General features: G+C 71.8%; 15 protein-coding genes. 7 read left to right on the forward strand and 8 right to left on the reverse strand.

Annotation, left to right across the window (positions count from 1 at the left end; genetic code table 11):
• Positions 1-67 precede the first annotated feature (67 nt).
• From N4G66_RS04390 to N4G66_RS04400, 3 genes are read right to left on the reverse strand one after another with little or no spacing between them, the layout of a single operon-like run.
• Entirely contained in the window at positions 68-715 is a 648-nt protein-coding gene (locus tag N4G66_RS04390) for a response regulator transcription factor (protein WP_261702592.1), read from the reverse strand.
• A 20-nt stretch (positions 716-735) separates the two neighbouring features.
• Complete coding sequence (locus tag N4G66_RS04395; RefSeq protein WP_261702593.1) at positions 736-2,013, reverse strand: sensor histidine kinase; 1,278 nt, start codon at positions 2,011-2,013, stop codon at positions 736-738.
• A gap of 10 nt (positions 2,014-2,023) precedes the next feature.
• Positions 2,024-2,572 (reverse strand): hypothetical protein, encoded by a 549-nt coding sequence (locus tag N4G66_RS04400; protein ID WP_261702594.1) that lies wholly within the window; start codon positions 2,570-2,572, stop codon positions 2,024-2,026.
• A 343-nt stretch (positions 2,573-2,915) separates the two neighbouring features.
• On the opposite strand from N4G66_RS04400, the gene nirB reads away from it, so the two are divergent.
• Positions 2,916-5,549, forward strand: a complete 2,634-nt coding sequence (gene nirB, locus N4G66_RS04405; protein WP_391858754.1) for a nitrite reductase large subunit NirB — start codon at positions 2,916-2,918, stop codon at positions 5,547-5,549.
• Positions 5,546-5,908, forward strand: coding sequence for a nitrite reductase small subunit NirD (gene nirD, locus N4G66_RS04410; RefSeq protein WP_261702595.1), 363 nt, complete (start codon positions 5,546-5,548; stop codon positions 5,906-5,908). Before nirB ends, nirD begins: the two co-directional genes overlap by 4 nt.
• Positions 5,909-5,983: 75 nt before the next feature.
• Here nirD and N4G66_RS04415 read toward each other — a convergent pair whose 3' ends face one another.
• The 3 genes from N4G66_RS04415 to N4G66_RS04425 all read right to left on the reverse strand — a co-directional run bounded on the left by N4G66_RS04415 (position 5,984) and on the right by N4G66_RS04425 (position 11,592).
• Positions 5,984-6,919 carry an oxidoreductase gene (locus N4G66_RS04415; protein WP_261702596.1) on the reverse strand — a complete coding sequence of 312 codons (936 nt, stop codon included), beginning with the start codon at positions 6,917-6,919 and terminating at the stop codon, positions 5,984-5,986.
• Positions 6,920-7,096: 177 nt separating this feature from the next.
• Positions 7,097-9,838 (reverse strand): pyruvate, phosphate dikinase, encoded by a 2,742-nt coding sequence (gene ppdK / locus N4G66_RS04420; RefSeq protein WP_261702597.1) that lies wholly within the window; start codon positions 9,836-9,838, stop codon positions 7,097-7,099.
• Positions 9,839-10,365: 527 nt separating this feature from the next.
• The gene (locus N4G66_RS04425) at positions 10,366-11,592 is read right to left on the reverse strand and encodes an ROK family transcriptional regulator (protein WP_261702598.1); all 1,227 of its coding nucleotides are present in this window, start codon (positions 11,590-11,592) and stop codon (positions 10,366-10,368) included.
• A 233-nt stretch (positions 11,593-11,825) separates the two neighbouring features.
• Here N4G66_RS04425 and N4G66_RS04430 point away from each other — a divergent pair, with 233 nt between their 5' ends.
• Both N4G66_RS04430 and N4G66_RS04435 read left to right on the forward strand, forming a co-directional pair.
• Entirely contained in the window at positions 11,826-13,298 is a 1,473-nt protein-coding gene (locus N4G66_RS04430) for an MGH1-like glycoside hydrolase domain-containing protein (protein WP_391858755.1), read from the forward strand.
• The gene (locus N4G66_RS04435) at positions 13,295-15,232 is read left to right on the forward strand and encodes an amylo-alpha-1,6-glucosidase (RefSeq protein WP_261702599.1); all 1,938 of its coding nucleotides are present in this window, start codon (positions 13,295-13,297) and stop codon (positions 15,230-15,232) included. The genes N4G66_RS04430 and N4G66_RS04435 overlap by 4 nt, the downstream gene beginning before the upstream one ends.
• Positions 15,233-15,337: 105 nt before the next feature.
• Here the strand turns inward: N4G66_RS04435 and dusB are convergent, their stop codons facing one another.
• Positions 15,338-16,501 (reverse strand): tRNA dihydrouridine synthase DusB, encoded by a 1,164-nt coding sequence (gene dusB / locus N4G66_RS04440; RefSeq protein WP_261702600.1) that lies wholly within the window; start codon positions 16,499-16,501, stop codon positions 15,338-15,340.
• A gap of 96 nt (positions 16,502-16,597) precedes the next feature.
• Between dusB and N4G66_RS04445 the strand changes: the two genes are divergently transcribed.
• On the forward strand, positions 16,598-18,043 hold the full coding sequence (locus N4G66_RS04445; RefSeq protein WP_261702601.1) for an MFS transporter: 1,446 nt from the start codon (positions 16,598-16,600) through the stop codon (positions 18,041-18,043).
• A gap of 28 nt (positions 18,044-18,071) precedes the next feature.
• On the opposite strand, the gene N4G66_RS04450 is transcribed toward N4G66_RS04445, so the two are convergent.
• The gene (locus tag N4G66_RS04450) at positions 18,072-19,004 is read right to left on the reverse strand and encodes a helix-turn-helix transcriptional regulator (RefSeq protein WP_261702703.1); all 933 of its coding nucleotides are present in this window, start codon (positions 19,002-19,004) and stop codon (positions 18,072-18,074) included.
• A gap of 398 nt (positions 19,005-19,402) precedes the next feature.
• Here N4G66_RS04450 and N4G66_RS04455 point away from each other — a divergent pair, with 398 nt between their 5' ends.
• Both N4G66_RS04455 and N4G66_RS04460 read left to right on the forward strand, forming a co-directional pair.
• Complete coding sequence (locus tag N4G66_RS04455; RefSeq protein ID WP_261702602.1) at positions 19,403-20,833, forward strand: MFS transporter; 1,431 nt, start codon at positions 19,403-19,405, stop codon at positions 20,831-20,833.
• A gap of 376 nt (positions 20,834-21,209) precedes the next feature.
• Positions 21,210-22,439, forward strand: a complete 1,230-nt coding sequence (locus N4G66_RS04460) for a M14 family zinc carboxypeptidase (RefSeq protein WP_391858756.1) — start codon at positions 21,210-21,212, stop codon at positions 22,437-22,439.
• The last annotated feature ends 50 nt before the right edge of the window (positions 22,440-22,489 follow it).

The raw sequence follows: 22,489 nt of genomic DNA on the forward strand, positions 1-22,489 counted from the left end.
GGAAGCTTGAGCGACTCCTGAGGTTCGCCTCGACGGGTTCCCGGGGACGGCCCGGGCCCCCTCCGGCTCAGCTCACCGAGTCCAGGTAGCGCAGCACCGCGAGGACCCGGCGGTGGCCGGTGTCCGACGGGGGCAGGTCGAGCTTCAGGAAGATGTTGGCGATGTGCTTCTCGACGGCGCGTTCGGAGACGGTGAGGGCGGCGGCGATCGCGTGGTTGGTGCGGCCCTCGGCCATCAGGGCGAGGACCTCGCGCTCGCGGGGTGTGAGGGCGTCGAGGGCGCGGACCCGGCGGCTCGCGCCGAACAACTGGGAGACGACCTCGGGGTCGAGGGCCGTACCGCCCGAGGCGACCCGCTCCATGGCGTCCACGAACTCGCCGATATCGACCACGCGTTCCTTGAGGAGATAGCCGAACCCCGCCGGATTGCCGAGCAGTTGGGTGGCGTACTTCGTCTCCACGTACTGCGAGAAGACCAGTACCCCGGTACCGGGGTGGTCCTCGCGCAGCCGCACGGCCGCCCGGATGCCCTCGTCGGTCTGGGTAGGCGGCAGCCTGATGTCGACGACGGCGACGTCCGGCCGGTGTTCGGCGACACCGGCCAGCAGCGAGTCCGCGTCGCCCACGGCCGCGACCACCTCCACACCGCGCAGTTGGAGCAGCTGTGCCAGCCCGTCACGCAGCAGGGCCGAGTCCTCGGCGATGACGACGCGCATGGGGCTCCTGTTCACCAGGGTCAGCAGGGCAGTTCGACGGTGACCACGGTAGGCCCTCCGGGCGGGCTGTCGCAGGCCAGCGTGCCGTCGACGGTCCGTGCGCGGGCCAGCAGTCCGGTCAGGCCCGAGCCCGCGCCGATCACCGCTCCCCCGCGGCCGTCGTCACGGACGCTCAGCCGCAGCAGCCCGTCCCGGGCGGTCACCGTGACGGTGGCCCGCGTGGCCCCGCTGTGCTTGGTGGCGTTGGCGAGGAGTTCGGCGGCGCAGAAGTAGGCGATCGACTCGACCGCCGGGATCGGCCGCTCCCCGATGTCGGCGCTCACCTCGACGGACAGCGGGCTGTCGGCGGCGAGGGTGGCAAGCGCCGTGTCCAGGCCCTGGTCCAGTACGGGCGGATGGATGCCCTTGACGAGATTGCGCAGGTCGGCGATGGCCTGTCCGGCGTTGCCCTGCGCGGTGTCGACGACGGCGAGCAGCCGGTCCGCTGGGGCTCCGGCGCCGATCAGCTCCCTGATCATCGTGAGGTGCATCGCGAGACCGACGAGCCGGGCCTGGGTGCCGTCGTGCAGATCGCGTTCGATGCGCCGCAGGGTCGCCGCCGCGTCGTCCACGGCCTGGGCGCGGGTCTCCTCCAGGGTGCGGATGCGGCGGTCGGCGGGGTCGGGGCCGAGCAGCGTGGCGATCCAGGACCGGTGCGGGGCGAGCGCCTGGCGCAGCAGCCAGGCGGCGGTCGCGAGGAGCAGCAGCCCGAGGGCCACCGGGATCAGCCAGCGCGGCCAGGAGTCGACCTGGAAGCCGAAGAACTCCAGCGAGACCCGGCGCTCCGTGCCGTCGCCGGCCCGCCGGGTCTCGTAGTTCCAGTGTTCGAGGACGGGGTGGAGGGTGAGCAGGACGCCCCAGACGTAGCCGACGAGGACGCCGACGTAGCCGAAGACCGCGGTGAAGGGCGTCGCCAGCGCGCAGGCGACGGCGCGCCAGCCGCTCCGGTCGGCGAGCAGCGCCCGTCGCCAGCCCAGCGGCCCGGTACCCGGGCGGCGCTCCGGTTCCTCGATGTCCATCCCCAACAGGCCGCGTGCCAGAACACGTTGGAGCCCGCCGAGGGCGAGTGCCCCGCGTACGGTGACGGCGATCAGCCACAGCCCGAGCGTGGTCACGGACAGCGCGCCGCCGACCAGCAGTCCCACGAGCGTGAGGACGAACCCGACCAGGGCGAGCGGGAAGGCGATCAGCGCGTAGAGGAGGGCCGCGAGGGGCCGCCGCCCGAAGGGGAAGCCCAGCATGGCGCGGAGGCGGTTCATGGACCCCAACCTAGGAGAGGAGCGCCGCCGCGAGGCGGAGCTGGACGGCGGCCATGGCCCGGCCGAGCCACGGCATGATCAGCAGGAAGCCGACGCCCCCAACGAGAGCGTGGAAGGCCCAGGCACCGGCGAAGGTGGGCCCGCCCCAGGAGTCCGCGTAGTCGGAGCCCGCGCGCAGGGGCCAGCCGAAGTTCATCGGCACGATGGACCAGCCGTAGCCGGTCACGGCGAGGACGAGGAGGTTGAGGGGCGCCACGAGGAGCGCGTGGCCGAGCCCCTTCATGGGCCCCGGCGACTCGGCGCTCCCGGGAAGGCCGAGGAAGCGGTGGGCGAGAGCCCGCTGCCACCGTCCGGTCGGAGCTCCCAGCAGGGACAACGGGACGCAGGCAACCCCCACCGGCAGGGCCACCAGCGCGTACGCGACCCGCCGCCAGGTGTCCGCCCTGAACGGCTCCTGGACGAACCGCCAGACGCGTACGGAGGTCTCGTCGCGGGCGGGAGCCTGCCGGTGCCGGATGTCATGGGCCGGCGGCGGTCGGTGTGCGCGGGTGGTGGCCATGGTGGGTCCCCTGGCTGATCGTGGGCGGGCGGGTCCCGCCCCTCGTGGGCGGGTGGAGTTCGGCCCTTCACGAATGAGGTCCGGCCCTTCACGGACGAGGTCCGGTACTTCACCGGCGAGGTCCGGTACTTCAAAGGATTCCGCCCGAGGGCGCCCCGATCGATCGTGCCCGCACGTGAACCGGCGGTACGGCTGACCCCACCCCCACCCCCTCCCCCGCTCCCGGGAGCCCTCACACCGTGGCCCCGTCCCCGCTGAGGGCAGCGTTCCTCCCGGGAAACAGGCGTGATGCCACCGGGTAACACCGGCACCGCACGGTGTGGTCATGACCTCGCATACGACGATGACGGCGACGACCGCGACGACAGGGACGGCGACGGCCCCGAACGCCTCGGCCGGGAACACGCACACGATCGTGCTCGTCGGCCACGGCATGGTCGGCCAGCACTTCCTGGAGTCGCTCGCCGAACGCGGACTGACCGCCACGCACCGCGTGGTCGTGCTCTGCGAGGAGCCCCGCCCCGCCTACGACCGAGTCCGGCTCACCTCGTACTTCTCGGGCCGCACCCCCGACGAACTCTCCCTCACGGACGCGGAGTTCATCAAGGAGCACGGCATCGAGCTGCACCTCGGCGACCCTGCCGAGTCGGTCGACCGGGCCGCGCGCACCGTGACCGCCCGGTCCGGTCTGACGGTCGGCTACGACACCCTCGTGCTCGCCACCGGCTCCTACCCCTTCGTTCCGCCGGTCCCCGGCAAGGACGCCGAGGGCTGTTTCGTCTACCGCACGATCGAGGATCTGCTCGCCATCGAGGAGTACGCGAAGGCGCGGGCGACGACCGGAGCCGTCGTCGGCGGCGGTCTGCTGGGACTTGAGGCGGCCGGCGCGCTCAAGGGACTCGGACTGGCCACGCACATCGTGGAGTTCGCGCCTCGGCTGATGCCGGTGCAGGTGGACGAGGGCGGCGGCGCCGCGCTGCTGCGCACCATCGAGGACATGGGCCTGAGCGTGCACACCGGCACGGGCACCCAGGAGATCGTGACCGGCGACGACGGCGCCGTGACCGGCATGAAGCTGTCCGACGGCTCCGAACTCCCCACGGATCTGGTGGTGTTCTCGGCGGGGGTCCGGCCGCGCGACCAGCTCGCCCGCGCCATGGGGCTCACGGTCGGCGAGCGCGGCGGCATCACGGTCGACGAGCAGTGCCGCACCTCCGACCCGGCCGTCTTCGCGATCGGCGAGTGCGCCCTCGCCGCGGACGGCCGGGTGTACGGCCTCGTCGCGCCCGGCTACGAGATGGCCGCGACGGCCGCCGCCACGATCGCCGCCGACGGGGCGAGCTTCACCGGCGCCGACCTGTCGACGAAGCTGAAGCTCCTCGGCGTCGACGTGGCCTCGTTCGGCGACGCTCACGGGGCCACCGCCGACTGTCTCGACGTCGTCTACGCCGACGCGCGCTCGGGCATCTACAAGAAGCTGGTCATCGGCCGCGACGGACGGCTCCTCGGCGGCATCCTGGTCGGCGACGCGGACGCCTACGGCACCCTGCGCGCCTTCACCGGCTCGGTGCCGCCCATCGCCCCGGAGCAGTTGGTGCTGCCGGCGAGCGCGGGCGCCCCGGTGGCCCTCGGCCCCTCGGCGCTCCCCGACTCCGCCGTCATCTGCTCCTGCCACAACGTCACCAAGGGAACGATCCGCGGCGCGGTCACCGAGCACTCCTGCACAAACGTCCCCGAGGTCAAGAAGTGCACCAAAGCCGGTACGGGCTGCGGAAGTTGCGTCAAGGTCCTCGGCCAGCTCGTCAATGAGGAACTGGCCGCGAGCGGCGTCGAGGTCGACCACGGCCTGTGCGGCTGCTTCGGGCAGACCCGCGAGGAGCTGTACGAGATCGTCCTCGCCCTTCGGATCACCTCCTACCGGACGCTGCTCGACCGCTACGGCCGCGAGGACGCCCGGGGCGGTGACGGCTGCGAGGTCTGCAAGCCCGCCGTCGGCTCGGTCATCGCCTCCCTCGCCCCGACGATCGGCGCCGACGGCTACGTCCTGGCCGGCGAACAGGCCGCGCTCCAGGACACCAACGACCACTTCCTCGCCAACCTCCAGAAGAACGGCTCGTACTCGATCGTGCCGCGCATCCCCGGCGGTGAGATCACTCCCGAGAAGCTGATCGTGATCGGTGAGGTGGCGCGGGACTTCGGGCTCTACACGAAGATCACGGGCGGTCAGCGCATCGACCTGTTCGGTGCGCGGGTGGAACAACTCCCGCTGATCTGGGCGCGACTGGTGGACGCGGGCTTCGAGTCCGGGCACGCGTACGGCAAGTCGCTGCGGACGGTGAAGTCCTGCGTCGGGCAGACCTGGTGCCGGTACGGCGTGCAGGACTCGGTACGGATGGCGATCGACCTGGAGCTGCGCTACCGGGGTCTGCGCTCCCCGCACAAACTGAAGTCGGCGGTGTCGGGGTGCGCCCGCGAGTGCGCCGAGGCCCAGTCCAAGGACTTCGGCATCATCGCCACCTCCAACGGCTGGAACCTCTACGTCGGCGGCAACGGCGGCGCGACCCCACGTCACGCGGACCTGCTCGCCCAGGACCTGTCGGACGCCGAACTGGTCCGTCTGATCGACCGCTTCCTGATGTTCTACATCCGCACCGCGGACCGCCTGGAGCGCACCTCGACCTGGCTGGAGCGGATTCCGGGCGGCCTGGACCACGTCCGGGAGGTGGTGGTGGAGGACTCCCTCGGCATCTGCGAGGAGCTGGAGTCGCTGATGACCGCGCACGTCGCCGGCTACCGGGACGAGTGGGCCGAGACCATCAACGACCCGGAGAAGCTGGGCCGGTTCGTGTCGTTCGTGAACGCCCCGGACACCCCGGACCCGGTCGTCGGCTTCGTTCCCGAGCGCGACCAGATCAAGCCCGACCTGCCGCTGCTGACCATCGGACAACGCCCCCTGGAAGGAAGTGCCCAGCGATGACCCTGGCACCCGAGACGACCCGGACGACAACGGCCCTCACCCTCCAACTCCTGCTGGAGGACGGCTGGTTCACGGTCTGCGAACTGTCCCTGCTCACCCCGGGACGGGGTGTCGCAGCCCTCCTCCCGGACGGCCGCCAGGTCGCCCTGTTCACCGACCGCGCGGGACGGACGTACGCCATCGACAACCGTGACCCGTTCAGCGGGGCGGCGGTGCTCTCCCGCGGGCTGACCGGCACCCACCGGGGCCGCCCGTTCGTGGCCTCCCCGCTGCTCAAGCAGCGTTTCGACCTGGAGTCGGGACGGTGCCTGGACGACGAGGGCGTACGGGTGGCGACGTACGAGGTACGGGCCGCCTGATCCGGGCGTACGCCGGGCCGCCGAGGGCCCGGGCCGCGTCGCCCATCGACCCTCAGGGGGCGGGTGCCGTGGGTCTCAGCCCTTGAGCCCCTCGTAGGTGACGCCCGTCAGCCGCTCCGAGGCGGTCCAGAGCCGCTCCGCCTTGGTGTCGTCACGGGTCCAGCGGGCCCGCCAGGACGTGGCGGGCGAGCCGCGCCACATCGCGAAGGACGGCCCGACGAAGGTGTCGGGCCGCACGCCGGAGGCGGTGGCCGCGTACAGCGTGGGCAGGGCCCCGGCCTCGGCGCTCTGCGCGAAGACGCGGTTGCCGATCTCCATCAGCCGCACAGCACCCTTGCGCCCCTCCAGCCGGGGCCCGGCGGTCTGCAGGTTGGTGGAGGCGTACCCGGGGTGCGCCGCGGCGGCGACGGCATCGGACCCGGCTCCGGACAGCCGTCGCGCGAGCTCGTGCGTGAAGAGAAGGTTGGCGGTCTTGGACCGGCCGTAGGCGATCCACTTCCGATAGGACCCCTTCTCGCTGTTGAGGTCGTCGAGGTCGATGTCGGAGAGCGCGTGGACCATGCTCGACACGGTGACGATCCGCGCGCCGGGGGTCTCGGCGATCACCGGGAACAGCAGGCCGGTGAGCGCGAAGTGCCCGAGGTGGTTGACGCCGAACTGGGTCTCGAAGCCGTCTGCGGTGCGGCCGAGGGGCAGGGCCATGACCCCGGCGTTGTTGAGGAGGAGATCAAGCCGGTCGTGTGTCCGCTCGAAGACACTCGCGAACTCTCTTACGGACTCCAGTTCACCCAGGTCCAGTCGTATGAACTCCACCTCCGCGCCCGGGACTTCGGCCACGAGCCGCTCCACGGCCTCGGCGCCCCGAGCCTCACTGCGGCAGGCGAGCACGACCCGGGCCCCCTTGCGCGCGAGCTCCCGCGCGCTGACATACCCGAGCCCGCTGTTGGCCCCCGTGACGACAGCGGTGCGCCCGCTCTGATCGGGGACGTCCTGCGCGTTCCAGCCGGACATGGCGGTTTCCTTCCAGGTGACTACGGGCGGCCCAGCGTAGGGGGTCCCTCCGCCCGGGCCGCAGCACCCAAGCCCGAAGGGGCGGCACCCCCGCACAGGGTGCCGCCCCTTCGTTCTGGATGCCGGGGCCGTTGCCGGTCGGTGAGGGTGAGGTGACCGGCCTGGGCTCCGGGGGCTCTACCGGTGGTCGCTGCCCTTCGAGCTGGAGGCCGCGCGGCCCGCTTCCAGGCGGGCGACGGGGATCCGGAAGGGGGAGCAGGAGACGTAGTCGAGTCCCACCTCGTGGAAGAAGTGGACCGACTCGGGGTCGCCGCCGTGCTCGCCGCAGACGCCGAGCTTCAGGTCGGGGCGGGTCTCGCGGCCGGCCTGCACCGCGGACTTCACCAGGGAGCCGACGCCGTCCCTGTCGATCGTCTCGAACGGGCTGACGCCGAAGATGCCCTTCTCCAGGTACGCCGTGAAGAAGGAGGCCTCCACGTCGTCGCGGCTGAAGCCCCACACCGTCTGGGTGAGGTCGTTGGTGCCGAAGGAGAAGAACTCGGCCGCCTCGGCGATCTGGCCGGCCGTCAGCGCGGCCCGCGGCAGCTCGATCATCGTGCCGATCGCCAGCTTCAGGTGCACGCCGGTGGCCGCCTCGACCTCGGCGATGACCTGGTCGGCCTCCTCGCGGACGATCTCCAGCTCCTGGACGGTGCCGACGAGCGGGATCATGATCTCCGCGCGCGGGTCGCCCTTGGCGTTCTTGCGCTCGGCGGCCGCCTCCGCGATGGCCCGTACCTGCATGGTGAACAGACCGGGGATGACCAGGCCGAGGCGTACACCGCGCAGGCCCAGCATCGGGTTCTGCTCGTGCAGACGGTGCACGGCCTGCAGCAGACGCAGGTCGTTCTCGTTGGAGTCCTTGCGGGACTCGGCGAGCGCGACGCGCACCGACAGCTCGGTGATGTCCGGCAGGAACTCGTGCAGCGGCGGGTCCAGGAGGCGGACCGTCACAGGAAGACCGTCCATCGCCTCGAACAGCTCGACGAAGTCCTTCTTCTGGAGCGGCAGGAGCCCCTTCAGGGACTCCTCGCGCTCCGCGTCGGTGTCCGCGAGGATCAGCCGCTCGACGAGCTCGCGGCGGTCGCCGAGGAACATGTGCTCGGTGCGGCACAGGCCGATGCCCTGCGCTCCGAAGCGGCGGGCGCGCAGCGCGTCCTCGGCGTTGTCGGCGTTGGCGCGCACGCGCAGCCGGCGGACCCGGTCCGCGTACGCCATGATCCGGTGCACCGCGGCGACCAGTTCGTCGGCGTCGTCGGCGCCCGCGTGCATCCGGCCCTCGAAGTACTCGACGACCGGGGAGGGGACCACCGGGACCTCGCCGAGGTAGACCTTGCCGGTCGAGCCGTCGATGGAGATCACGTCGCCCTCCTCGACGACGTGCCCGCCGGGCACGGTCATCCGGCGGCGCTTGGTGTCGACCTCGAGCTCCTCGGCACCGCAGACACAGGTCTTGCCCATGCCGCGCGCGACGACGGCCGCGTGCGAGGTCTTGCCGCCGCGCGAGGTCAGGATGCCCTCGGCCGCGATCATGCCGTCGAGGTCGTCGGGGTTCGTCTCGCGGCGGACGAGGATGACCTTCTCGCCGGAACGGGACCACTTCACCGCGGTGTACGAGTCGAAGACCGCCTTGCCGACGGCGGCGCCCGGCGACGCGGCGATGCCCCGGCCGACCTGCTCGACCTTCGCCTCCTCGTCGAAGCGCGGGAACATCAGCTGCGCGAGCTGGGCGCCCGTCACCCGCTGGAGCGCCTCGGCCTCGTCGATGAGGCCCTGGTCCACCAGCTGCGTGGCGATGCGGAAAGCCGCGCCCGCCGTGCGCTTGCCGACGCGGGTCTGGAGCATCCACAGCTGGCCGCGCTCGATGGTGAACTCGATGTCGCAGAGATCCTTGTAGTGGTTCTCCAGGGTCTCCATGATCTGCATGAGCTGGTCGTACGACTTCTTGTCGATCGACTCCAGCTCGGCGAGCGGGACCGTGTTGCGGATGCCGGCGACGACGTCCTCGCCCTGGGCGTTCTGGAGGTAGTCGCCGTAGACGCCCTGGTGGCCGGAGGCGGGGTCGCGGGTGAAGGCGACGCCGGTGCCGGAGTCGGGGCCGAGGTTGCCGAAGACCATCGAACAGATGTTGACGGCCGTGCCGAGGTCGTGCGGGATGCGCTCCTGGCGGCGGTACAGCTTGGCGCGCTCGGTGTTCCAGGAGTCGAAGACCGCGTGGATGGCGAGGTCCATCTGCTCGCGCGGGTCCTGCGGGAAGTCCCGGCCGGCCTCGGTCTTGACGATCTTCTTGAACTTGGTGACGAGCTTCTTCAGGTCGGCCGCTTCGAGGTCCGTGTCGACGGTGACCTTCTTGAGGTCCTTCGCCGCCTCCAGCGCCTCCTCGAAGAGCTCGCCGTCCACGCCGAGGACCGTCTTGCCGAACATCTGGATGAGACGGCGGTACGAGTCCCACGCGAAGCGGTCGTCGCCGGACTGCCGGGAGAGACCCAGGACGGACTTGTCGGAGAGTCCGATGTTCAGGACGGTGTCCATCATGCCGGGCATGGAGAACTTCGCCCCGGAGCGGACGGACACGAGCAGAGGGTCGTCGGCCTGGCCGAGCTTCTTGCCCATCTTGGCCTCGAGGGCGTCGAGGTGCGCACTCACCTCGTCACGCAGTGCCGCCGGCTCCTCGCCACTGTCGAGGTAGGTCTTGCACGCCTCGGTGGTGATGGTGAAGCCGGGCGGGACGGGAAGTCCCAGGTTGGTCATTTCGGCAAGGTTGGCACCCTTGCCCCCGAGCAGGTCCTTGAGGTCCCTGTTGCCCTCGGTGAAGTCATAAACGAACTTCGCTCCACCAACGCCGCTTTCGGCTACGTGGGGATCTTTGTTTTCCGACACGAGTCTCGACTCCTCGACGTCGCGATGGCTGCCCTGACGACGGGGAACATACCCAGATCGAAGGCGTCTGGGTACGTCCACTTGCGCGTCATGCGCCTGTAACCACTCGTCCGCCACCAGATCAAAAGTCAAGGCTTGGCAAGCCATTGGGTGGCGATGTTTTCACTTCTTGAACGAATCAACGCTCACAGATCGCTCTGGACGCTCAGGTGAGCGAGCTTCGATACGTCTGAGTTTAATCGATGAACGATCAGAGGGTGGCACTGAGTGCCACCCCTTTGGGAAGTGCAGCCGCTCAAGATCCGCTCATCTGAGCGTGACCCCTATCAAGGGTGGCGAGAATCACGCCACCAGGAGAAGTCAGATTTCATCATGCGGACCACGATCCGGACACGACACACGGTTGTCACACGCTGATGCCCCGCACGGGTGACCCCGGGACGGACGGCTTCGGCCGCGGGCCCGGAGCGCATGGCCTCAGGAACGGACGGCTTCCGGACGCACGGCACCGAACGGCGGGCGCACTGTCACACGCCGAGGGCCGCCAGCCGCTCCTCGGCCCGCTCCGGCGCGTACAGGTACTCCACGACCAGCGCCCCCGCGCCCACCAGCCCGGCCCGCTCGCCGAGCCGGGAGGTGACCACGTCCAGATGAGCGGTCGAGCGGGGCAGCGCCCGCTGATAGAGGAGCTCCCGGACACCCGTGAGGAAGGGGGTCCCGGCCAGATCCCCGGCGATCATCAGCACGCCGGGGTTGAGCAGCGTCACCACGGTGGCCAGAACGTCCCCGACCTGCCGGCCCGCCTCCCGGGCCAGCGCCATCGCCTCGGGGTGCCCGGCCGCCAGCAGGTCCCGCACGTCCGAGCCGGACGCGGCCGGGACCCCGGACTCCGCGAGCCGTCGCGCCACCGCGCCGCCACTGGCCACGGCGGCCAGGCAGCCGTACGAGCCGCACCGGCACAGCGCATCGGCGCCCACCCGGATGTGCCCGATGTCGCCGGCGCCGCCGTCGATGCCCCGGTAGACGGTGCCGCCGACGACCATGCCCGCGCCGATGCCGGTGGAGACCTTGACCAGCGCGAAGGCCGAGCAGTCCGGATAGCCGGCGCGCTGCTCCCCGTACGCCATGAGGTTGGCGTCGTTGTCGACGAGCACCGGGATGCGGGCGGCGCCGGTGCCCGCGTGTTCGGCGAAGGCGCGGCCCAGCCGCCCCCTTATGTCGTAGCCGTCCCAGCCCGGCATGATCGGCGGCTGCACCACGCGGCCGGTGTCGCTGTCGACCGGGCCCGGCACCGCGAGCCCGATGCCGCAGACGGCGTCGGCGCGCTGTCCGGACTTCTCCACCAGCTCGGCGAACCAGCGTCCGAGCTCGCCGAGGACCGCCTCGGGGCCGTCGTCGATCACCAGGGGGCCCGCGTGCTCGGCGAGGATCTCGCCCGTCAGGGTGAGAACGGCGGCCCGGCCGTGCCGGGTGTCGAGGTCGGCGGCGAGGACGACGGCGTGCTCGTCGTCGAACTCCAGGGTGATGGAGGGGCGGCCGCCGAGCGGTGAGTCGACGGGCCCGCCGGCCCCCTCGCGGAGCCAGCCCGCGCGGAACAGCCGGTCGAGGCGCTGGCCGACCGTGGCCCGCGACAGACCGGTGGCCCGCTGGAGCGCCCCGCGTGTGGTCGCCCGGCCGCTGCGCACCAGTTCGAGCAGTTCTCCGGAGCTTGCCTGGTTCCCGGTCTTCACGGTCCTCCCCGCCCTTTCTGTCATGCGCACCCTCTTGCGTTCCCCAACTCTGCATTACATATTGAGTTTTGCGTGTTAAATAGACGTAACCCTACGGCAGCTACTGCCGAACTGGTCGGTCGGACGTCTTCGGGGAGACCTGAGTGGACAGCACAACCCAGCTCACCGCCCTGCGCAGGGGGCCCATCACCCCCGTGCGTACCTCCGGCACACCCGCGCACGCCTCCGGTCCGCCCGCTCCGCCCGGTCCCGACGGGATCGTCCGTACCGGATCACCCGTATACGATCCCGCGGGCCCCTCGGGGTCCCTGCACCTCAGGGCGTCCCGGGTGCTGAACGGCAACTGGACGGGAACGTCCACGGTGCCCTCGCGCGGCCTGTACCCGCACCAGTGGTCCTGGGACTCCGCGTTCATCGCGATCGGCCTGCGCCATCTGTCCCCGCTGCGGGCGCAGACGGAGCTGGAGACCCTGCTCGGCGCGCAGTGGGCCGACGGGCGTGTCCCGCACATCGTGTTCAACCCCTCCGTCCCGCTCGACGCCTACTTCCCGAGCCCCGATTTCTGGCGCTCCTCGACCGCCGGACGCGCCGCGGGCGCCCCGCGCACCGTACAGACGTCGGGCATCGTGCAGCCACCGGTGCACGCGCTCGCGGTGTGGCTGGTGCACCGGGCGGACCCCGGACTGTCCCGGGCCCGCTCGTTCCTCTCCCGGATGTATCCCCGGCTGGCGGCCTGGCACCGCTATCTCCTGCACCGCCGGGATCTGGGTGGCGGAGGCCTCGCCAGCGTGGTCCACCCCTGGGAGCAGGGCATGGACAACAGCCCCTGCTGGGACGCCCCGCTCGGCCGTGTCACCCCGGCGCCCGCCCGCTCCTTCCGGCGCGCCGACCTCGACCACGGCGCCCCCGAGGACCGGCCGACGGATCTCGACTACGGGCGGTACGTGCGGCTGGCCACGGACTACCGGGACCGGGGGTACGCCGACGGCGGCGGCGAGTTCGCCGTCGAGGACCCGGCGTTCAACGCCCTGCTGATCGCCTCGGAACACGCGCTGGCCCGTATCGCGCAGGAGCTGGGCGCGACGGGGACCGCCCGCCACGCACGCGCCGAGCGGCTGACCGCGGCACTGGTGGAGCGCCTGTGGGATCCCGCGGAGGGCATGTTCTTCTGCCGCGACGAGCGGAGCGACGGGAACGGCGGGCGCGGTGCCCTGATCCCCGAGCGCAGTGTCGCCGGGCTGCTCCCCCTCATCCTCCCCGCGCTGCCGCGCGACATCGCCGCCACGCTCGTACGGACCGCGGGCGGGCCGCGTTTCGGGCTGGGCGGGGTGACGCGGCTGGCACCCAGTTACGACCTGACCGGCGAGGCGTTCGATCCGCACCGGTACTGGCGGGGGCCCGCCTGGTTCAACACCAACTGGCTGCTGGAGCGCGGGCTGCGGCTGCACGGGGAGCACGGACGGGCGGACGCGCTGCGGGCCGCCCTGCTGGACACCGCCGGGGAGTCCGGGTTCGCGGAGTACGTGGACCCGTTCACCGGCGAGGCCTGCGGAGCGCTCGGTTTCAGCTGGACGGCGGCACTGACGCTCGACCTGCTGCACGAGCCCTCCGGGGCGGCACCGATCGTGTCCCCCGAGGGGTGCGAAGCGTTGACCGACACGGCACACAGCGCTGCGGGACAGCGCGTATTCGAGTTCGAGACGGGCGCCAAGGGAGGGGACCGGGGATGACGGACCGGCATCATCTGCTCGTGCACGGTGGAACGTTCGCCGCCGTGGGCGACGGCGGGGACATCAGCGGAGTGCGGGGCGGCAGCTCTCCGGACGGGTTGTTCGTACGGGACGCCCGGCACCTCAGCCGCTGGCAGCTGACGGTGGACGGCGCGGTGCCCGAGGCACTGACGCCGGTCGCGGACGGTGACACGGCACGCTGTGTACTGGTTCCGCGCGGCGGCCGCAACGAACCGCCCGCGTACACGCTCTTCCGTGAACAGGCCGTCGCCGAGGGCTCGTTCGTGGAGGCGCTGCGCGTCACCAGCAACCGTCCGACGGCCACCACGGTCCGGATCGCGGTCACCGCGGACGTCGATTTCACGGATCAGTTCGAACTGCGCTCCGACTACCGCACCTACGCCAAGACGGGCGTGGTGCGCCAACGCCAAGTTCTCGACGACGGCGTGGAGTTCAGCTACCGGCGCGGGGAGTGGCAGTCCCGTACGACGGTCACCTCCGAGCCCGCGCCGGACGGGGTGGAGGAGACGGGCACGGGCGCGCGTCGCCTCGTATGGACCCTCGACCTCGAACCGCACGGCTCGGCGGAACTGGCGCTGCGGGTCGCGGCGCGTCCGCACGGCGCCGCGCACGAACCGCGCGTGCCCGCCTCCCCCGCCGCGGCCAATGAGCGACTCCTCGCTCTGGAGGGCGAGTTCGCACAAGGGGTGCCCTTCCCGACCGGCTGGCCCGAGCTGGCCGCGGCCTGTGCCCGGGGCCTGTCCGATCTGGCTGCGCTCCAGGTGCCGGCGACGGGCCTGGACGGCGAGGAACTGCGGGTGCCCGCGGCCGGAGTCCCCTGGTTCCTCACCCTGCTGGGCCGCGACGCGCTGCTCACCTCGCTCTTCGCGCTGCCCTACCGGCCCCAGCTGGCCGCCGCCACCTTGCCCGCGCTGGCCGCCACCCAGGCGGTCGAGGTGGGGTTGGGCGCGGTCGCCCAGCCCGGCAAGATCGTGCACGAGGTGCGGCACGGCGAGCTGGCGCACTTCGGGCAGGTGCCGTACGGGCGTTACTACGGCTCGGTGGACGCGACGCCGCTGTTCCTGGTGCTGCTCGGCGCCTACACCGAGCTGACCGGTGACGTGACGCTGGCCCGCCGGCTGGAGCCCAACGCCCGTGCGGCGATCGGCTGGATGCTGGACCACGGCGGGCTGACCTCTCGCGGCTATCTCGTCTACCGCGCGGACGGCGGCGGCCTCGCCAACCAGAACTGGAAGGACTCCCCGGGCGCCATCTGCTCGGCCGACGGCAGCCGCCCCACCGGCCCGGTGATGGCGGCGGGCGCGCAGGGTTACGCGTACGACGCGCTGCGCCGCACCGCGCACCTGTCCCGCACGGTCTGGGACGACGAGGTCTACGCGGCGCTCCTCGAACAGGCCGCCGCCGACCTGCGCGACCGTTTCCAGCGGGACTTCTGGATGAACGAACACGCCTTCCCCGCACTGGCGTTGGACGGCGACGGCCGGCATGTCGACGCGCTCGCCTCGGACGCGGGTCATCTGCTGTGGTCCGGGCTGCTGGACAAGGAGTACGGCGAGCTGGTCGGCCGCCGGCTCCTCGAACCGGACTTCTTCTCCGGCTGGGGCGTGCGCACACTCGCCTCCGGCCAGCCGGCGTACCACCCGCTGTCGTACCACCGGGGTTCCGTCTGGCCGCACGACAACGCCCTGATCACCTTGGGGCTGGCGCGCTACGGCCTGCACGACGAGGCCCGTACGGTGGCCCACGCTCTCGTGGACGCCGCCACGGCCGCCGGCCACCGCCTCCCCGAGGTCCTCGCGGGCTACGGCCGCGACACCCATGCCGAGCCGGTGCCCTACCCGCACGCCTGCGTACGGGAGTCCCGTTCGGCGGCGGCACCGCTGGCCCTGCTCACGGCGGTGGGCGGAGCCTAGGAAGCCGGGACGGCACCTGAAGTCCGGGGTGGCGCCGAGGGTCCGGTGCGCGCGCGGGCGGCGCGCACCGGACGTACGACGGATCAGAAGCGGACGTCCTGCGGATCAACCGCCGGAGGTGTCCAGTTCGGCGTCCTCGGACACGCCCGCGCGGTCGTAGGGGTCCTTCAGCCAGCCGTCCGGCAGGACGACCCTGTTGTTGCCGGAGGTACGGCCGCGGGGTCCGTCGGCGCCCGACGGCCACGGCTGGTCGAGGTCCAACTCGGCCAGCCCGTCGGAGAGTTCGGCGAGCGACGAGGTGATGGCGAGACGCCCCCGCATCTCCGAGCCGACCGCGAAGCCCTTGAGGTACCAGGCGACGTGCTTGCGGAAGTCGATGACGCCCCGCGCCTCGTCGCCGATCCACTCGCCGAGGAGCGTGGCGTGCCGGACCATGACCGCGGCGACCTCGCGGAGCGTCGGGCGGGCGTACTCCTCGCGGCCCTCGAAGGCGGCCACCAGGTCTCCGAACAGCCACGGCCGGCCGAGGCAGCCGCGCCCGACGACGACCCCGTCGCACCCGGTCTCGCGCACCATCCGCAGCGCGTCGTCCGCCGACCAGATGTCACCGTTGCCGAGGACGGGGATCTCCGGCACGTGCTCCTTGAGCCGGGCGATGGCGTCCCAGTCCGCGGTGCCGCCGTAGTGCTGGGCCGCGGTACGGCCGTGCAGCGCGATGGCCGTCACGCCCTCCTCGACCGCGATCCGTCCGGCATCGAGGAAGGTGATGTGGTCGTCGTCGATGCCCTTGCGCATCTTCATGGTGACGGGCAGGTCCCCGGCGCCACTGACCGCCTCGCGCAGGATCGCGCGCAGCAGGTGCCGCTTGTACGGGAGGGCGGAGCCGCCGCCCTTGCGGGTGACCTTGGGGACCGGGCAGCCGAAGTTGAGGTCGATGTGGTCGGCGAGGTCCTCTTCCGCGATCATGCGGACGGCCTTGCCGACGGTGGCGGGGTCGACGCCGTACAGCTGGATCGAGCGCGGCTTCTCGGTCGCGTCGAAGTGGACCAGCTGCATGGTCTTCTCGTTGCGCTCGACCAGCGCCCGCGTGGTGATCATCTCGCTGACGAACAAACCCTTGCCGCCGCTGAACTCGCGGCACAGCGTGCGGAACGGCGCGTTCGTGATCCCGGCCATGGGCGCCAGGACGACGGGCGGCTGCACCTGGTGGGGGCCGATCGAGAGCGTGGAGTTCAGCACGGAGTTCACGGTGGACGTGGGCGTGGGCATTCCCCCATTGTGGCGCACGGCGCCGAGTGCTCGCACGGAAGACCGTGTAGCAGTCATTAGTTAGACGCACTATCGACAGCGGCGTACCCTGAGGGAATGCCTGAGCTCAGCCACCGTCACCGGATGCTGGTGCTCGCGATCTGCTGCATGAGTCTGCTGATCGTGAGCCTCGACGTCACGGTTCTGAACGTCGCCCTGCCCTCGATGCAGCAGGAACTGCACGCGAGCGTCGCGGGCATGCAGTGGACCATCGACGCGTACACCCTGGTGCTGGCCTCGCTGCTGATGCTCGCGGGCTCCACCGCCGACCGCATCGGCCGGCGCAAGGTCTTCACGGCGGGCCTGGTCCTGTTCACCATCGGCTCGGTGCTCTGTTCCCTCGCCCCGAACCTCGACACGCTCATCGTGTTCCGGATGGTCCAGGCCGTCGGCGGCTCGATGCTGAACCCGGTGGCGATGTCGATCATCACCAACACCTTCACGGACCCGCGCGAACGGGCCCGCGCGATCGGCGTCTGGGGCGCCGTGGTCGGCATCTCCATGGCCGCCGGACCGCTGGTGGGCGGACTGCTCGTCGACACGGTGGGCTGGCGGTCGATCTTCTGGATCAACCTCCCCGTCGGTCTCGCCGCGCTCCTGCTGACCCTGCGCTTCGTCCCGGAGTCCCGCGCCCCCAGGGCCCGCCGCCCCGACCCGGTCGGCCAGCTCCTGGTCATCGCCCTGCTCGGCTCCCTGACGTACGCGATCATCGAGGCCCCCTCCTCCGGCCTCGTCCACACCCTGGCCTTCTCCGTGATCGCACTCGCCGCGCTCCTCGGCCTGCTGCGGTACGAGCCCCGGCGCGACGAACCCCTCATCGACCTGCGCTTCTTCCGCTCGGTGCCGTTCAGCGGGGCCACCGTCATCGCGGTGAGCGCGTTCGCCGCGCTCAGCGGCTTCCTGTTCCTGTCGACGCTGTACCTGCAGAACGTGCGGGGCCTGAACGCCCTGCACGCGGGCCTGTGGATGCTGCCCATGGCGGCCCTGTGCTTCGTCTGCGCGCCCATATCCGGACGCCTGGTCGGCAGCCGCGGCCCCCGGCCGTCGCTGCTGATCGCCGGTGTCGCGATGACCGTGAGCGGTGTGCTGTTCGCCGCGTTCGAGGCGGAGACGTCGAACGTCACGCTCGTCATCGGCTATGTCTTCTTCGGCATCGGCTTCGGGTTCGTGAACGCCCCCATCACCAACACCGCCGTCTCCGGGATGCCCCGTGCCCAGGCGGGCGTCGCCGCCGCCGTCGCCTCGACCAGCCGGCAGATCGGCGGCACCCTCGGAGTCGCCGTCATCGGCGCGGCCCTCGCCTCCGGCATCCGGGCCTCCGCCTACCGGGACACCTTCGTCGCGGCCTCCCGCCCCGGCTGGTGGATCATCACCGCCTGCGGTGTCGCCGTCCTCGTCCTCGGCGCGCTCACCAGCGGACGCCGGGCCCGCGCGTCGGCCGAGCGCGCGGCCCGTCTGCTGGAGTCCCCGGAGATCCGGGAAGCGGCGGGCGTACGGGCCTGACCCGGGACGAGCCGGGCCCACCCCCGGGTCAGGCCGCCCCCGCCGCTTCCGCCTCCGCCCGGGACGCCGTTTCGGCCTCCGCTTCCGCCTCGGCCTCCAGCGCGATCGCGTGCAGTCTCTCCAGCCGTGCGCGGCTCTCCTCGTCGGCGGGCGCGTACGTCACCATGCGGGCACCCAGGTCCGGTGCGAGCCACAGGTCGGTGTGACCGACGGTGACCAGACCGACGTACGGGTTCACGAACTGCTTGGTCTTGCCGCGGGTGCCGACCACCTCGTACCGGTCCCAGATCTCGCGGAACTCGGCCGACTCGGTCCGCAGCCGCTTCAGCAGCATCTTCCAGGCCGGTTCCCCGAGGTGCCCGGCCATCGAGACGCGCAGCCGCGCGGCCATCAGGCGCATGGTCTCGTCGAGGAAGACGATCGACTCGCGCCACTCCGCGTTGGTGTAGGCGAGGATCATGCAGTTGCGGTCGGCGGGCGGGATCGTGTCGAGGTCGCTCATCATCAGACGCGCGTAAGTGCGGTTGTACGCCAGGATGTCGTACCGGCTGTTCTGGATGCAGGCCGGGACGGGCTCCAGTTGGGTCAGGATCAGGCGCAGCGCCGGGGTGATGACCTCGCACCGGGCGGCGGGCGAGGGGTCGACGGCTCCGGCCAGCTGGAAGAGGTGGGCACGCTCGCTGGTGTCCAGCAGCAGGGTGCGGGCCAGGGCGTCGAGAACTTGCTCGGAGACCTGGATATCGCGCGCCTGTTCCAGCCAGGTGTACCAAGTGACCCCCACCGCGGAGAGCTGGGCGACCTCCTCGCGGCGCAGGCCCGGGGTGCGCCTGCGGCGGCCGCGGGGCAGCTGTACCTGCTCGGGCGTGATGCGTTCGCGGCGGCTGCGCAGGAAGGTGGCCAGCTCGTGCCGCCGGATCTCGCTGCCGCGGGACGCGTCGGCGGCGCCGCCCTTCCCGTCCATGGCCGACCGCACAGGGTCCGGGCCGGTGGCCGGTCCCGCCCGGCCCGGGACGGTCGCCGGTCGCGGCTGGTCCGCGCCGGTGGTCTGTCGCGGCTGGTCCGGGCCCGTGGCCGGTCGCACCGAGTCCCGGCCGATGGTCGGCCGCGCCGGGTCCGGGACGGTCGCCGATCGCCGCCGGCGCGGGCCGGCCGCCGATGGCACCGGATCCTGGCCGGCCGCCGGTCGCGCCGGACCCTGGCCGGTGGTCAGTCCCACCGGGTCCTGGCCCGTGGTCGTTTCCCGCGCCATGGTCGTCATGCCTCCAGCCTGCCGCTCACCGCAGCCTGTTGCCAGGTAGTGCTTGTACCAGGATAAGAAGACTCTGGTACCCGTCTGAGTACGGGAGAAGTCTGGAGGACGTGACCGAAACCGGAACTCTCACGACCACCGTCCGTGCCCCCACCGCGCCACCCGCTCTCGGCGGCCTCGGACTCTTCACCGTGCTGCTGGGCGCGGCGCTGCCCCTGATCGACTTCTTCATCGTCAACGTAGCCCTTCCGACCATCGGGCATGACCTGAACGCGAGTGAGGCCGTCCTCGAACTCGTCGTCGCCGGCTACGGGGTCGCGTACGCCGTCCTGCTCGTCCTCGGCGGACGCCTCGGCGACCTGTTCGGCCGTCGTCGGCTCTTCCTCGGAGGCATGGCGGCCTTCGGCCTGACCTCGCTCGCCTGCGGTCTCGCGCCCACGGCGTGGACCCTGGTGGCGGCGCGCGTCGCCCAGGGCGCGGCCTCCGCGGCGATGCTGCCGCAGGTCCTCGCCACCATCCAGTCGGCGACCTCCGGGCCCCGGCGCGCCAAGGCGATGAGTCTGTACGGCGCCACGGCCGGCCTGTCCATGGTGGCCGGGCAGATCCTCGGCGGCATCCTGGTCGCCGCCGACATCGCGGGCACCGGCTGGCGCTCGGTGTTCCTCGTGAACGTGCCCGTCGTCGTGCTCGGCCTGATCCTGGCCGCCCGCGCCGTCCCCGAGACCCGCTCGCAGCGCCCGGAGCCGATCGACGCCCCCGGCACGGTCCTGCTCGCGGTCGCCCTGCTGGCGCTGCTCGCCCCGCTCACCGAGGGCCGGGCGGCGGGCTGGCCGCTGTGGACCTGGGTGTCCCTCGCCCTGTTCCCGCTCGCGGCCGGCGCCTTCTACCTAGTCGAACGCCGTGCGGACCGCCGCGGCCGCACCCCCCTGGTCCCACCGAGCCTGTTCGAGCTGACCTCGCTGCGCCGGGGCCTGATCATGATCGTGCCGTTCTCGATCGGATTCAGCGGCTTCATGTTCGTGATCGCGGTGGCTCTGCAACGCGGCGCGGGTCTCGGCCCCGTCCCCGCGGGGCTGTCGCTCGCACCCATGGCGGTCGTCTTCTTCATCACGTCCCTGTGCGGACCCCGGCTGATCTCCCGCCACGGCACCCGGGTCGTCACCGCGGGCGGACTGATCCAGGCGGTGGGCGTGGCCCTCATCGCGCTGGCCGCCTGGCGTTCCTGGCCGGACCTCGGGGTGGTGGAACTGCTGCCGGGCGCGGCCGTCGCCGGCGCGGGCCAGGCGCTCCAGCTCCCCGTCCTCATCCGGATCGTCCTCTCCGAGGTGCCGGCCGTACGGGCCGGCGTCGGCAGCGGCGTGATGGCCACCACCCAGCAGGCGGCACTCGCCGTCGGGGTGGCCACCCTCGGCACCCTGTTCCTGTCCCTCGTCCCGGCGCACGGCATGCGGGACGCCCTGGTGACGACCCTCCTGGTCCAACTGGCGGGAGTGGCCCTGACCACCGCACTGAGCCTGCGGCTGCCGCGCACGATCAGCTGAGGGCCCGGCTCGCGGCCGAGAACCGACCGCGCCGACCTTCACCGACCGCACCGGGACATGCCGAGCATGCCGACCGGCATCCAACTCCCGTGCGGCCACCGGCATATGCACTGGCCATGAGTACAACTCCCCTCTTCCCAGGGGCTGTTGACACCAGTGATGCGTCATGTCGTACTGAGTCGCACTGAAGTCGAACGGAACGCACCCGGCGTCGGCCCCGCGCGTTCCGTTCGGCCGACCCGCGATCCGCGATCCGAGGAGACTCCGTGACCGAGATCAAGATCCGCGCGCTGGACCAGAGAGAGACCTGGGACGACAGCGGTTCCGGACTCTGAGCTATCCCACACCCGCCGACGTCACCCGCACCGCCGAAGCCCTGGCCGCCCGGCATCCCGGCCTGTGCCGGCTGAGCACGATCGGCCACTCCCGGCACGGCGTCCCGCTGCGGATGCTGAGCGTCGGAAAAGGGGCACGGCACGCTCTCGTGGTCGCGGGCGCACACCCCAACGAGTACGTCGGCGGGGGCACCCTTCTGGCGCTGGCCCACCGGGCACTGGGCGGCGAACGGCCCGGCACCGTATGGCATCTGGTGCTGTGCCTGGACCCGGACGGAGCCCGCCTCAACGAAGGCGGACACCGCGCCGACACCCTCTTCGGCCACTACCGGGCCTTCTTCCGCCCCACCGCCGACGAACAGCCCGAATGGGCACCCGCTCTCCCGAGGCCACGGTTCCTGCCGGAGAGCCGCGCCCTGCTCGACGTCATCCGCCGGCTGCGGCCGTACATCCAGATCTCCCTGCACGGCACGGACATCGGCGGCACCTTCGCCCAGCTCACCCGGGACGTCCCCGGCCTCGACCGGACCCTCGCCGCCTCCGCCGAACGGCTCGGCATCCCGGTCGAGAGGGCCCCGCTGGACGCCCTGCACTGGCCCACGAGCGCCCCCGGTGTCTTCGTCCTGCCGCCGCCCGGAGCACCCGAACGCCCCACCGCCTTCCCGGAGAACGCCCACCGCTCCACCTGGCTCGCCCCGCACGCCTACGGCGGCGTCACCGCGGTGGTGGAAGTACCGGTCTGGGCCGCCGCCGGGTTCGCCGACCTGGCCCCCCACCCCGCTCCGGAACAACGTCTGCAGCACTGGGCGGAACGCCTGCGGGTCTACGCGCACACCGTCCGCGGCCACTACGAACGGGCCCGCCCCCACCTCCCGGCACCCGGCCCGGACCCCGGCTTCAGCATGCGCCGGGCGGTGGCCGAAACACTGCGCGTCTGCGGCCCGTTGGCCGACAGCTGGGACCCCGCGCACCCGTCGTTCACCCCGCTGCCCGGCCTCACCCGCGCCCGCACCGCCAGCATCGAGGGCTTCGCCCGGCGAACCCCGCTGCGGGCCGCCGCCATGCTGCTGCGCCTCCTGGAGGAGTACGCGCCGACCCCGGGGACCGTGCCTCAACGCGCCGAACTGGAAGCCCTCGTCGCGCGCTGGTGCGCCGCCTACTCGGCGAGTTTCACGGCGACCTGGGTTCCGGTGGACCGGCAGATAGAACACCAGGTCAACGTCACCACGGCCGCCGTCGAGGCAGCCGAAGGACACCTGGCCCCCTCCTGAGCGTGATCTTGCCCTCACCGAACTCACCACCGAAGAACCCCCATTGATCT

The sequence above is a fragment of the Streptomyces rhizosphaerihabitans genome, from assembly GCF_025399795.1.
GTDB lineage: Bacteria > Actinomycetota > Actinomycetes > Streptomycetales > Streptomycetaceae > Streptomyces > Streptomyces rhizosphaerihabitans.

What these genes read in the sequence shown, in the direction of transcription:
- N4G66_RS04390 (WP_261702592.1), bottom strand. Translation starts at nt 715, where the DNA reads ATGCGCGTCGTCATCGCCGAGGACTCGGCCCTGCTGCGTGACGGGCTG.
- N4G66_RS04395 (WP_261702593.1), bottom strand. Translation starts at nt 2,013, where the DNA reads ATGAACCGCCTCCGCGCCATGCTGGGCTTCCCCTTCGGGCGGCGGCCC.
- N4G66_RS04400 (WP_261702594.1), bottom strand. Translation starts at nt 2,572, where the DNA reads ATGGCCACCACCCGCGCACACCGACCGCCGCCGGCCCATGACATCCGG.
- nirB (WP_391858754.1), top strand. Translation starts at nt 2,916, where the DNA reads ATGACGGCGACGACCGCGACGACAGGGACGGCGACGGCCCCGAACGCC.
- nirD (WP_261702595.1), top strand. Translation starts at nt 5,546, where the DNA reads ATGACCCTGGCACCCGAGACGACCCGGACGACAACGGCCCTCACCCTC.
- N4G66_RS04415 (WP_261702596.1), bottom strand. Translation starts at nt 6,919, where the DNA reads ATGTCCGGCTGGAACGCGCAGGACGTCCCCGATCAGAGCGGGCGCACC.
- N4G66_RS04425 (WP_261702598.1), bottom strand. Translation starts at nt 11,592, where the DNA reads ATGACAGAAAGGGCGGGGAGGACCGTGAAGACCGGGAACCAGGCAAGC.
- N4G66_RS04435 (WP_261702599.1), top strand. Translation starts at nt 13,295, where the DNA reads ATGACGGACCGGCATCATCTGCTCGTGCACGGTGGAACGTTCGCCGCC.
- dusB (WP_261702600.1), bottom strand. Translation starts at nt 16,501, where the DNA reads ATGCCCACGCCCACGTCCACCGTGAACTCCGTGCTGAACTCCACGCTC.
- N4G66_RS04445 (WP_261702601.1), top strand. Translation starts at nt 16,598, where the DNA reads ATGCCTGAGCTCAGCCACCGTCACCGGATGCTGGTGCTCGCGATCTGC.
- N4G66_RS04450 (WP_261702703.1), bottom strand. Translation starts at nt 19,004, where the DNA reads ATGGACGGGAAGGGCGGCGCCGCCGACGCGTCCCGCGGCAGCGAGATC.